An 11809-nucleotide genomic window follows, 5' to 3' on the forward strand; every position below is an offset into this window, starting at 1 on the left:
CTGGGAGCAGAAGGATTGGTATGAAACATCAGCAAATGAAATTGGGGCGTGTGGTTCAAGCTGGTTTTGGCAGCATCTTCGTCATCATGCTCGGTATTGGCGTAACCTCAAAATTTAGTTTGAATCGCCTGGTGGAGTCGAATGAATGGGTATCCCACACCCAAACCGTTGAACAAAATTTGGAAGACATTACAACCCTATTGCTCAATGCAGAAACAGGGCAACGGGGGTATATCCTAACACAGCAACTTGACTTTCTAGAACCCTATAACGGGGCCCAAGAGAATTTTGAGGAGAGTTTTCAGGAGCTCCGGGACTTAATTCAGGACAACCCAGAGCAGGTACGTCGCTTGGACGCTGTGTACGACCATGCTCAGCAAAAGATGGAAGAACTAGCTAACACCATCGAACTGACGCAGAGTGGTAAGCGCGACGAAGCTTTGGAGTTGATTCGGGCTCAGACAGGCAAGCAACTCATGGATGAAATCCGTGCACAAGTTGCCGAGATGAAGGAAGTCGAAGAGGAACTTCTAGACCAGCGAGAAGCCACTGCTAACCAAGCTGCCGCCTTTGCCAATGCAGTGTCTCTGGGGGGCACATTAATAGCGATCGCCCTCGGTTCCGGCGTGCTAGCCTTCATTGCCCGGTCTGTCATTCGACCCATTAACGACGTGTCGAATGCGATCGCATCTTCCTCCAATGAGATTGCCTGTACTGTTGAGCAGCAGGAACGAACAGCCAATCAGCAATCAATCTCCGTTAACGAAACCACCAGCACTATGGAAGAGCTGGGGGCGTCCTCACAACAATCTGCACAGCAAGCTGAAACGGCAGCTTCCAGCGCTCAACGGGTACTGGGGTTGACACAGGAAGGTAATCAGGCGGTTGAGCGAACCCTGACTACCATGGCCGCATTGACAGAAAAGGTAGGCAATGTTGCGGATCAGATTGTGCGGTTAAGCGAGCAAACCAATCAAATTGGCAGCATCTCCGCATTAGTTAGCGATCTGGCCAATCAGACCAATATGCTGGCCCTCAATGCAGCCGTTGAAGCGGTGCGAGCCGGAGACCAAGGTAAAGGTTTTGCAGTCGTTGCAGCCGAGATTCGCAAACTTGCCGATCAAAGCCGTCTCTCTGCTGAGAAAATTAACACCCTGGTAGCCGATATTCAAGGGGCGATTAACTCCACGGTTATGGTAACCGACGAAAGTACCAAAACCGCCCAGCAAGGAGCCGACGTCACCCAACAAACCGCTGCCGTGTTCAACAATGTTACGGACTCTGTCAGCAACATCGTCATGAATGTGCAACAGATTTCGCTGAATGCAAGACAACAAGCCGCCGCCGTGCAACAGGTTCTGCTGGCCATGAGTTCCCTGAACGTGGCAGCCCGGGAAACGGCTAGCGGCATCACGCAAACCCGCACCAGCACACACCAATTGAATGACGCAGCCCGACAACTGCAATCAGTCGTGTAGCCATGTTGAGTGATTGGGTTAACACCGAATCACTCAACATGGCGAGATGCTTATATCCATAAATGCATCGTCGTTTTTATCGCTTATTTGACTCGAAGGTAGATCCCATTATGAACCAGACCACACGGTGGAAACTTAGACATTGGATTGTTGTTGGATACAGTATTCCAGTTGTCGCTCTCTGCATTTCTGCTGGAGTTGTGATCCGTAGTGTTAATACACTTAACCATTTGTCAGAAGAGTACAGCACTTCCCGCAATATCGTAGAAGCTATCAATAAAGTTTCATTGGATGTACAAATTTCTTCACGGGCAATCCGTGGTTACCTGCTGGACAAAGATCCAGTTTCACTGGATTCTGTCAATAAAGCAGAAGCTGATCTCAAAGAGGACATAGCCCTGTTAAGCTCTATGCTTCGGGATAGTCAACAGAAAACAAGTTTGGCAGAGTTACAACCGCAATTGGTCCGTCTAGGAGCCACTAGACAAAACCTGGTTAATCTGGTTAATCAAAATAAAGCGAATGAGGCGATCAACGTATGGCGTAATGATAAAGGCCGCGAACAGGTCGATATCGTTACTACACTGATCGACGGTATGCGCGCCCGAGAACAGGAATTAGTTGAAGAGGATAATCACAATCAAACGGAAGCCTTAAATAATCTCAAATCCACACTTCTGTTAGCGACAACCGCTTCCATTCTTGTATCTCTGGGCTTGGGAAGTTGGATCATTAACCGGACATCCAACCAGATGACCGAATCCGCCAGTACAATCGCCGCCTCTACCACCGAAATTGCTGCCACCATTGAGCAGCAAGAACGGACAGCGAATCAACAGGCTGTATCCGTGAGTGAAACCACAACTACTATGGATGAGCTTGGTGCATCCTCTCGGCAATCTGCCCAGCAGGCCGAAGCTGCCGCTGCTGGGGCGAAGCAAGCCCTGGTGCTGGCCAGTGGTGGTACGGTCGCCGTGGACCGAACTATTCATGGAATGAGCGACCTGAAGCGAAAAGTGGAAGCGATCGCCGACCAAATTCTCCGCCTCAGCGAACAAACCAGCCAGATCGGCAGCATTTCCGGCTTAGTCAGCGACCTGGCGAACCAGACCAACATGCTGGCCCTCAACGCCGCTGTCGAAGCCGTGCGAGCCGGTGAACATGGCAAGGGATTTGCTGTAGTCGCCACCGAAATTCGTAAACTAGCCGACCAGAGCCGGAAATCCGCTGAGAAAATTAACACCTTGGTCAGCGATATTCAGACTGCCATTAATTCCACGGTAATGGTCACCGATGAAGGCACCAAGACCGTGGATGAAGGAGTACGCATTGCCCAAGACACAGCCAATTCTTTCTCTGGCGTTGCTGATGCTGTCAATAATGTTGTCCTCAACAGTCAGCAAATTTCCTTAAACATTCAGCAGCAATCGATCGCTATCCAGCAGGTGGTCGATGCAATGAACGCACTTAATGCGGCCGCCCGAGAAAATGTCAACGGCATCGGTCAAATCCGCAGCGGTACTCAGCGCCTCAATGATGCTGCGAAGGGACTGAAAGCGATCGTGTAAAAGCTTATCTGACATTCCCTCTGGCCTGAACGGCCCCTCATAATTTGTGCTGAGTCTCCCCTGCTCCCCCCCTCCCTTAATGCTGTCGCTGCTCACCCGTTCCTGCTAGACTCCATTGCCCTAACTCGCCTCGATCTCGGCTACAAGAAAGGCCACCATGATGATTCAAGATGACGAACTGAGAGCCATTTTCAAAACCGCCAGTGAGGAACACCTCCAGAACCTCGACACGGGGCTACTTTATCTGGAAAGCCATCCTACCGATCCTCAAACCCTGGAATCGCTATTGCGGGATGCCCATTCCCTCAAAGGCGACGCGAACATGCTGGGTGTGAAGGATATAGGAACTCTGGCCCATCAGATCGAGCACTTGCTGAGTGACCTGAAGGAGCATCCCGAGCCTATTTCATCGGAGTTGAGCGATCGCCTCTCCCACGCCCTTCATGCCATCCGTGCCCTGGTGGAAGAAGCCACGACAGGAAAAGAAGCGCATGTCAATACATTCCGGGTGTTGGCCGAGTTGATGGGCAGTGAAGAGGTGGCAGAGGGTAAAGGGCAGGAGCAAGGGAGCAGGGAAGCAGAGGAGCAGGAAGAGGTTGACCACATCGAGAGTTTGGACGCAGAGCCAGCGGGAATAGAAGATAGGTCGCTGGTTGAGATGGAGCAGCCTACGGCCACCGCTGAAGCCATGAGCATTGGGGCGATGAATGGCAAGGCCATGGCTATGCCCAAACCCTCAGAACCGAACCCTGGGGTCCGAGCCGAAACCGCTCCAGGGTATCGGATTGGCACTATTCGCGTAGCAACGGAGAACCTGGATAGTTTGCTGACGCAGGCAGGCGAATTGACAGTCACAAAAATTCGTATTGCCCATCGGTTGGCAGAACTGGAGGCGGTCACGACTCTTTGGGATGAGTGGAATCGGGATCTGTTCAACAACCGCTTTGTATTTGATGAATTACGAAAAGGCAACGGTGCCCTTAACCGTCTAGCAGGCTTTCACAACCGGACAGAAGAGCGGTTAGATCAACTGGGTAATAAACTTCAGGCGCTGCGTAGCTCCCTCTCCGAGGACACCGCCCGTTTGGAACTGATTAGCGATGAGTTAGAAGAGGATATTCGCACGCTGCGACTACTACCGCTGTCTACTCTGTTCAATGTTTTTCCGCGCATGGTGCGGGATCTAGCCCGCCAGGAAGGCAAACAAGTGAACTTTGTTGTGGAAGGCGGCGACACCCGAGCGGATAAACGTATCCTGGAAGAGATGAAAGATCCGCTGATGCACATTTTGCGGAATGCCATCGACCACGGCCTGGAACCTCCTGAGGAACGGCAGCGGTGTGGCAAATCCCCTACGGCAACCCTGCGTCTGCGTGGTTACCAAACCCCCACTATGATTGTGCTGGAAGTCTCGGACGATGGCCGTGGCCTTGATGTGGAGAAAATTAAGCGCACCGCCCTCAAGCGCGGCTTCTGCCACCCCGACGAGCTTGACGCCATGTCCCCCAGCCAGATTCAAGAATTAATTTTTGCGCCGGGCTTTTCCACGGCTCCCCTGGTTACAGAGGTGTCAGGACGCGGTGTGGGGCTGGATGTAGTACGCACCAATGTCGAGAAGCTGAAGGGGGCGATCGCCCTCAATTCCACTCCCCGCAAAGGTTGCACGATCCGTATTCAGCTCGGTCTCACCCTGGCTACTGCCCATGTGCTGATCGTGATGGTCAACGACCGTCCTTACGCCATTCCTGTTGAAGCCGTACAAACCGCCACCCTGGTGGAACCCCAGGAAATCTTTATGCTGGAAGGTCGTCCCACCATCGTGCGGGATGACCAACCCCTTTCCATTGCTCCCCTGGCTCAGTTATTGGAATTACCGGAGCCAAACAACCTGACCCGAAATCGGAACCGATCGCAGCGGCAACCCTGCATCATTCTAAGCATAGGGGGCGATCGCCTCGGTGTCTGTGTTGATGCTCTGATTGACGAACAGGATGTCGTGACTAAGCCCCAAAGCAAACTTCTGAAACGCGTCCGGAATATCTCTGGCGCGACGATCCTGGGAACTGGCGAGGTATGTATGGTGCTGAATCCGGTTGACCTAATGAAGTCAGTGCGACGGCAAGCAGTGGCGATCGCCCCTACGGAAACTCACTTGGAACCCACTCAGAAACAGCGCGTCCTACTTGTAGAAGACTCCATCGCCACTCGCACCCAAGAAAAACGCATTCTCGAATCTGCAGGTTACGAAGTGATCACGGCTGTTGATGGTCTGGATGGCTTCAACAAGCTCCAAAGCCGCCCCTTTGATGCTGTCGTTTCAGACGTTCAAATGCCCAATCTGGATGGCCTTTCCCTCGCTGCCCGCATCCGTCAGCATCGAGAGTACAACGAAATCCCCATTATCCTCGTCACGTCCCTCGCCAGCGACGAAGACAAACGCCGCGGAGCCGAGGCTGGAGCTAACGCCTACATTACGAAAGGCAGCTTCAATCAGAATGTCCTTCTGGAGACGTTACATCGATTGATTTAAGGCAGAAGAAAATCCACCTGTCCACCACCAACACCCTTCTGCCCTCTGCCCTCCACCTTCTACCCTCCCTCCAACCCTACCCACGGATCAACACTATGCACCTCGAAGAACTCATGGCCCGTTACGCTAAAGGGGAACGCGACTTCACAGGCGTAAACCTGGCCGGGGCTAACCTCAATAGCATTAATCTCAGTGGCGCTAACTTAACTGGCGCATTTTTGGGATCGGCTAGCCTTAACCGAGCGAATTTAACAGGGGTAAACCTTAAGGGGGCATTTCTCTATGCCGCTAACCTGAGCTATGCCCGGCTCAATGGGGTAGATCTGCGTGAGGCTGACCTCACCAAAGCGACCCTGACTGGGGCCAGTCTGGTAAGCGCTAATCTGACTCGGGTTAAGTTGAGTGGAGCAATTTTACGGGGGGTAAACTTGCGGCAGGCGAACTTAACCGAGGTTAATCTGTGTGGCGCGAATTTGAATGACATCAACTTGCGATCGGCCGATCTCACGGACGCAAACCTTAACTGGGCTAACCTTTGTGGCGCACGCCTCAGCGGAGCCATCTTTACTCGCACTAAACTGCTGGGGGCCAAACTCTCCCGTGCTTATATGAACGGCATCGACCTCAGCCATGCCGATCTGGACGGGGTGAACCTCAGCGGCTCCAAACTTAGTGGTACAAATCTGAGCCACGCCAATCTCTCAGCTGCCAACCTCAGCAATGCCTATCTGCGTGTCGCCATCCTCAATCAGACTAACCTCCATGCCGCCAACTTGGAGCACGCCTCCCTGGCTAACGCCGATTTAACCCAGGCCGACTTGAGTGGCAGTGAGCTGAGTAGAGCGGACCTTAGCGGAGCTACTCTCACCCATGCTAATCTCAACGCTGCTCGCCTCCAGCATGCCAATCTAAACCATGCCGATCTGCGCGATGCATACCTATGGGCTGCTCGATTGGATCATGCGACCCTCGACGGGACCCAACTCCACGGAGCCCGTCTCCAGGGAGCAACGCTAAGTGGCTCTTCCCTGGACACCGACAGCAACGTTTCTGCGCATTCCCTCCCCACGGCCACATTTTCTGTCGCCTAACGTCCCGCCCCTATTACCCCATTCCCCCTGACCTATGCCCCGTCACCTAGCTGCATCACCATGTCTTCTCCCCCCATCCGTGTTCTTCTGGTCGAAGATTCGCCTGTCGCTTTAACAATCCTGACACGGCTACTTTCGAGTGCCCCTGGGATCACGATCGCCGGCACTGCCCGCAATGGCCAGGAAGCTCTGGATCTAATTCCCCAGGTCAATCCCACCATTGTCTGTACCGACCTTCACATGCCTAAAATGGGTGGCCTGGAACTGACCCAACGGATCATGGCTGAGTGCCCCCGTCCCATCCTGGTCATTAGTGCCTCTGTTCAGGAGAACGACACTGACAACGTTTTTCAAATTCTCCAGGCCGGAGCCCTGGATGTTTTTCCAAAACCCCTCTCCGGCTTACCCGGCGAGTACGACCAAACCGCCAAGGAGTTGATCAATCGTATTCGCATCCTCTCCGGCGTCGCCGTCTTTACGCAACACCGTCGCACCCCACCCCACTCCACTCCACCAACTCCACCAACTCCCCGACTCTCTGCCTCCCTCCTTCCCACTCCAGATATCCGCCTCCCCCAAGTCGTTGCCATTGGCGCATCTACAGGTGGCCCTCAAGCGCTCTACAAAGTTCTGAAACCCTTACCGCCTAACTTTCCAGCACCCATTGTCGTAGTACAACATATCAGCGAGGGATTTTTGCAGGGTCTCGTGGATTGGTTAGATGCTGAGTGTGCATTGAAAATCACGATCGCCCGCCCTAACACCCTCCCCTCTCCCGGCACCGTTTATTTTGCCCCTGATGGTTGTCATCTCAAGCTAAACTCCCAGGGACGATTTGCGGTTCAGATGGGTTCGCCGGTGAGTGGACATTGCCCATCCATTACTGTCATGTTTGAGGCGATCGCAGCTTATTACCGCCGCTCTAGTATTGGAATTCTACTCACCGGCATGGGCCGTGATGGAGCCGAGGGTTTACTGGCAATTTCCCAATCGGGGGGCACCACCATTGCCCAGGATGAACGCACGTGCATTGTGTTTGGCATGCCGAAGGAAGCGATCGCCCTTAATGCCGCTGAACATATCCTTTCCATTGAGCGCATTGGGCCAATGTTGAAGCAGATTTTTGAGCGATCGCCGACATCAAGCTAGTAGGCTGCGGCCTAAGTTCGCGACCTATGTTTTTGTGTGGGGTACTTCGCACGCCACACAAAAACATAGGTGATGAATTTCCGCCGCAGCGTACTAGGAGATTTCTGCATAAGAATCTACCCAGGATGTTGGTGCTTTGCCCGCTTCGCGGGCAAAGCACCAACATCCTGGGGGTAATTTCATTGTTGGAAATCTCCTAGTTCCTAGAGTCTATTTTAAGAACCATTTTTTCGTGCATTTCACGCACGAAAAAATGGTTCTTTTACTAGCTTTAAAACAGGAACTAACAATATTAATTTTGCGTTTTCACCTTTTGGACAAACAGTTGCACCAGTTTCCGCAACTGTTCGGCATCAAAAGGCTTCACCAAATACTCCGTTGCACCTGCTAGCCTACCCTGCACTCGATCAAAGGCAGAGTCTTTTGAGGTGACCATCACCACGGGCAGAGCATGAAATTGGGGCAGACTTCGTACTGTCCGGCAAAACTCTAACCCATCCACATCGGGCATCATGACATCGAGCAACAACACCGAAATCGGCTCCTGGTAAATGATAGACAACGCCGCTACTGCATTGTCTGCCACCAAAACCCGATAGTCAGGTTCCAACGCCCGTTTCACCATCTGGTGAATGACCTTGCTATCATCAACCGTCAGGATAGTGGGGCGATCGCCCACGGGAACAGACATAGTGTTCACTCCAAAGTCTGTAACAAACTAATATGCTGCGACGTAAGTTTGTCTACCATTTGATGAGGGGTGTGCTGAGCGTCCATCTCATCAAATGGTAGACAAACTTACGCCCAATTGAACGAGGGGAGAGCTCATCGTCCATTCAGATCACCCAACTTAAAAGTTTCCCCTTGACATTCTTAGCGTTCCCATATGAATGATCGCCCTACCGTTCCTTCCACGTCTCTCTATAAAACTTGATATTTGCAGAGTAATTTGCTCAGAGACAGCTTTGATTTAGTAGTTAATCAATCCCATAATTAACTTTTGAGAACACAGATTTTAGCCTTTACAAAACTATTAACTTCAAAAAGCTAAACCTCAATCAAATAAGCACTTTCTAAAGAAAGCGACCAAGCAAATACTGGCAAATTTTGAGCTACAAATACATCAATATTCACATCTCCTTAGCATTATCAAAGCTTTAAGAAAAAGCGTAACTTACAGAGATAAAAAATATGGGCTTTGGGAATTCTAAATATGCAACCTGAAAATCCGAATCTCTCATTTCAACCTGGCCCTTGTTTTTTGGAGCGATCGCCATGTCCCTTCACCGGCCAAGCTCACCGTCACTTCCTGTTCGACTCACCGGGGATTCGCTATCCACCATGACCGCATTCCAAACTGGAAAATCCAAACGGCTGCATTACACTCTGGAGGAAACCAAGGAAATACATAACCATCTACCCGATGGATTCATTTCGTTGGATCATGATGGATATGTGGTAGCGATCAATGCGCGTGCAGAACAAATACTCTGCTGCGATCGCCTACAGGTCATAGGTTGCCTTCTGTGGGAAACCATACCAGAGATTGCTCAGCCCCACGGCGAGAATGCTTGTCAGCGGGCCTTAGAACATCAAGCAGAGATTCATTTTGAACAACCCTATGAGCCCTACGGGTTAATCTTAGAGATTGTCGTTAGTCCCCACAAAGGTGGGTTATTTCTCTATCTGCGGGATGTGACGGCACACCGCAAAGCAACAGCTTCCTTACAGGAACACACTCGCCTTTCAACCCTCAACACCATCATCAGTCAAGTACTGGCCGGAAGTGATCCCCTACCTGCGATGCTCAGCCGCTGTATGCAGGCACTGGTCGATGAATTGGAAGGTATCGCTCTAGCCCGAATCTGGACATTCGATCGGGAAAGCAATTTTTTGGATTTGCGGGCGATCGCCGGATCTATTTCCTCTCCTACCGACTTAGCCCCCCGCATACCCCTGGGCATTTCTATTGTTGGGTTGATTGCTCAGAGCCGACAACCCTACCGCACCAATCAACTCAACCGGGAAATGTGTTTTGAGTTGCAGCGGTGGGCCACGAGCGATCACCTGGCTGCATTTGTGGGTTACCCGCTGGTAGTGGACGATCGCCTCGTTGGAGTGATCACACTTCTAAGCAAAGCCCCTATTCGCGAAGGCACTTATGCCGCCTTACAATGGATTTTCAATAGCATGGCGATCGCTATCGACCGCAGCGTTGCCCGAGCCGAACTGCTAAGTCGCCGTGAATCTCTACTGTTTCGCCTTGCCAGCCAAATCCGCAACTCCCTGGATCTAGACACAATCTTGGGAATCGCTGTGCAGGAAATCCGCCAGCTCTTTAACATCGATGGATGCCATTTTCTTTGGTGCCTGATGGGCAACAACACCCAAGCGGAAATTCTACCGACTCTCGCCATCACCCACGAATCGATTCATCCCGAACTTCCCAGCCTTTTAGGGGAACACGCCCCCGAACTGGGCCAATCCCTAGTCGAACGCATTCTGCGCCTAGAGTCCTTACAGTTGGAAGACGCTCGCAATGAGAGCACAGAAGAACCAGGATTACAAACCTGGATCGAAACCTGGGGCATTCAATCTTTCTTGCTAATACCGTTAGAAACCCACTCTGGGCAATTGGGAGCGATCGCCTGTAGCCACTGTCGTGAACCTCGCCACTGGAGCCAGCCTGAGGTGGAATTACTGTATGCAGTGACAAACCAGTTAGCGATCGCCATTGACCAGGCAGAGCTCTACGCCCAAACTCGCGCCGCCGCATTCGCGGCCCAAGCACAGGCCCAGCAACTGAATCAAACGCTTCAGGAATTGCGACAAACCCAGGCCAAAATGATCCAGAATGAGAAAATGTCGAGTTTGGGTCAATTAGTCGCAGGCATTGCCCACGAAATCAACAATCCAGTCGGCTTTGTTAGTGGCAATTTATCCTATGCTGACACTTACTTTAAGGATTTAGTCGGGCTGCTTAATCTCTATCAAAAACACTATCCCGAACCCAATCCTGAAATTCAAACCTATATCAAGAATATTGATTTGGAGTTCCTGCTGGATGACTATGCCAGCCTGCTAAACTCGATGAAAATAGGAACCGAGCGGATCTCCAAAATCGTGCTCTCTCTTCGCAATTTCTCGCGGCTCGATGAAGCGGAGGTAAAGGCTGTTGACCTACACCATGGTATTGATAGCACTCTACTTATTTTGCAAAATCGCCTAAAAGCTCACGCGACTAGTTCTGCTATTGAAGTGGTTAAGAACTATGGTGAGCTTCCTCTCATTGACTGCTACGCCAGTCAGCTCAACCAAGTATTTCTAAATTTGCTCAGTAATGCCATTGATGCCCTACAGGATCGCTCTGAACCGCGCACCATTACGATTACAACAAGCGTGCGATCGGCTTGCTCGATGAATGAATCTGAGACCAAAGCTAGTGATTCCAGAACGGATGAGCCTTGGGTTGTTGTGCGCATCCAAGACAACGGCCATGGCATGGCTGAGGATGTTCGACAGAAAGTTTTTGACCCCTTCTTCACAACAAAACCCGTAGGCCAGGGTACCGGCCTCGGTCTTTCCATTAGTCATCAAATCATTGTTGAGAAACACCACGGCTGGCTGACCTGTGAGTCTCAAGCTGGTCAAGGTACTGAATTTATCATTGAAATTCCTGCTCATCTCCCTCCTAACTTCTAGCGTTCTTTCAAGATTTTTTGGTGGGGCTCCGACCCACCAAAAAATTCTTAAATTTAATTTTAGGAGATTTCCAGTAATGAAATTACCCCCAGAATATTGGTGCTTTGCCCGCTTCGCGGGCAAAGCACCAATATTCTGGTTAAATTCTTATGCAGAAACCTCCTTAAGTACCAAATACCAGCCCTCTAAAGGTCATTTGAGAGCTTCTTAATATTTTCTATCATCCCTGTTATCACTGGCTTTCAGGCTTCTATTCTAAAAGCTGAACGTTTAACACCCACGTTTGAGCCA

General features: G+C 51.1%; 8 protein-coding genes. 7 read left to right on the forward strand and 1 reads right to left on the reverse strand.

Annotated elements, in window-relative coordinates:
* Positions 1–20: 20 nt before the first annotated feature.
* The 5 genes from NDI52_RS11460 (at position 21) to cheB (ending at position 7816) form a co-directional block, all read left to right on the forward strand.
* Positions 21–1478 carry a CHASE3 domain-containing protein gene (locus NDI52_RS11460; protein WP_190770350.1) on the forward strand — a complete coding sequence of 486 codons (1458 nt, stop codon included), beginning with the start codon at positions 21–23 and terminating at the stop codon, positions 1476–1478.
* A 110-nt stretch (positions 1479–1588) separates the two neighbouring features.
* Positions 1589–3046, forward strand: a complete 1458-nt coding sequence (locus NDI52_RS11465) for a methyl-accepting chemotaxis protein (protein ID WP_190770351.1) — start codon at positions 1589–1591, stop codon at positions 3044–3046.
* A gap of 160 nt (positions 3047–3206) precedes the next feature.
* The gene (locus NDI52_RS11470; RefSeq protein ID WP_190770360.1) at positions 3207–5576 is read left to right on the forward strand and encodes a response regulator; all 2370 of its coding nucleotides are present in this window, start codon (positions 3207–3209) and stop codon (positions 5574–5576) included.
* 95 nt (positions 5577–5671) lie between these two features.
* Positions 5672–6667, forward strand: coding sequence for a pentapeptide repeat-containing protein (locus NDI52_RS11475; RefSeq protein ID WP_190770352.1), 996 nt, complete (start codon positions 5672–5674; stop codon positions 6665–6667).
* Between the two features lie 60 nt (positions 6668–6727).
* The gene (gene cheB, locus NDI52_RS11480; RefSeq protein ID WP_190770353.1) at positions 6728–7816 is read left to right on the forward strand and encodes a chemotaxis-specific protein-glutamate methyltransferase CheB; all 1089 of its coding nucleotides are present in this window, start codon (positions 6728–6730) and stop codon (positions 7814–7816) included.
* Positions 7817–8108: 292 nt separating this feature from the next.
* Here cheB and NDI52_RS11485 read toward each other — a convergent pair whose 3' ends face one another.
* Positions 8109–8507 (reverse strand): response regulator, encoded by a 399-nt coding sequence (locus NDI52_RS11485; RefSeq protein WP_190770354.1) that lies wholly within the window; start codon positions 8505–8507, stop codon positions 8109–8111.
* 584 nt (positions 8508–9091) lie between these two features.
* Here NDI52_RS11485 and NDI52_RS11490 point away from each other — a divergent pair.
* Complete coding sequence (locus tag NDI52_RS11490) at positions 9092–11518, forward strand: ATP-binding protein (protein ID WP_190770355.1); 2427 nt, start codon at positions 9092–9094, stop codon at positions 11516–11518.
* Positions 11519–11594: 76 nt separating this feature from the next.
* Positions 11595–11729: a hypothetical protein gene (locus NDI52_RS11495; protein WP_277874828.1), complete on the forward strand. Its 135-nt coding sequence runs from the start codon at positions 11595–11597 to the stop codon at positions 11727–11729.
* Positions 11730–11809: the final 80 nt, after the last annotated feature.

Source organism: Leptolyngbya sp. PL-A3, assembly GCF_039962325.1.
Taxonomy (GTDB): domain Bacteria; phylum Cyanobacteriota; class Cyanobacteriia; order Elainellales; family Elainellaceae; genus Vacuolonema.

What these genes read in the sequence shown, in the direction of transcription:
- NDI52_RS11470 (WP_190770360.1), top strand. Translation starts at nt 3,207, where the DNA reads ATGATTCAAGATGACGAACTGAGAGCCATTTTCAAAACCGCCAGTGAG.
- NDI52_RS11485 (WP_190770354.1), bottom strand. Translation starts at nt 8,507, where the DNA reads ATGTCTGTTCCCGTGGGCGATCGCCCCACTATCCTGACGGTTGATGAT.
- NDI52_RS11475 (WP_190770352.1), top strand. Translation starts at nt 5,672, where the DNA reads ATGCACCTCGAAGAACTCATGGCCCGTTACGCTAAAGGGGAACGCGAC.
- NDI52_RS11460 (WP_190770350.1), top strand. Translation starts at nt 21, where the DNA reads ATGAAACATCAGCAAATGAAATTGGGGCGTGTGGTTCAAGCTGGTTTT.
- NDI52_RS11490 (WP_190770355.1), top strand. Translation starts at nt 9,092, where the DNA reads ATGTCCCTTCACCGGCCAAGCTCACCGTCACTTCCTGTTCGACTCACC.
- NDI52_RS11465 (WP_190770351.1), top strand. Translation starts at nt 1,589, where the DNA reads ATGAACCAGACCACACGGTGGAAACTTAGACATTGGATTGTTGTTGGA.
- NDI52_RS11495 (WP_277874828.1), top strand. Translation starts at nt 11,595, where the DNA reads ATGAAATTACCCCCAGAATATTGGTGCTTTGCCCGCTTCGCGGGCAAA.
- cheB (WP_190770353.1), top strand. Translation starts at nt 6,728, where the DNA reads ATGTCTTCTCCCCCCATCCGTGTTCTTCTGGTCGAAGATTCGCCTGTC.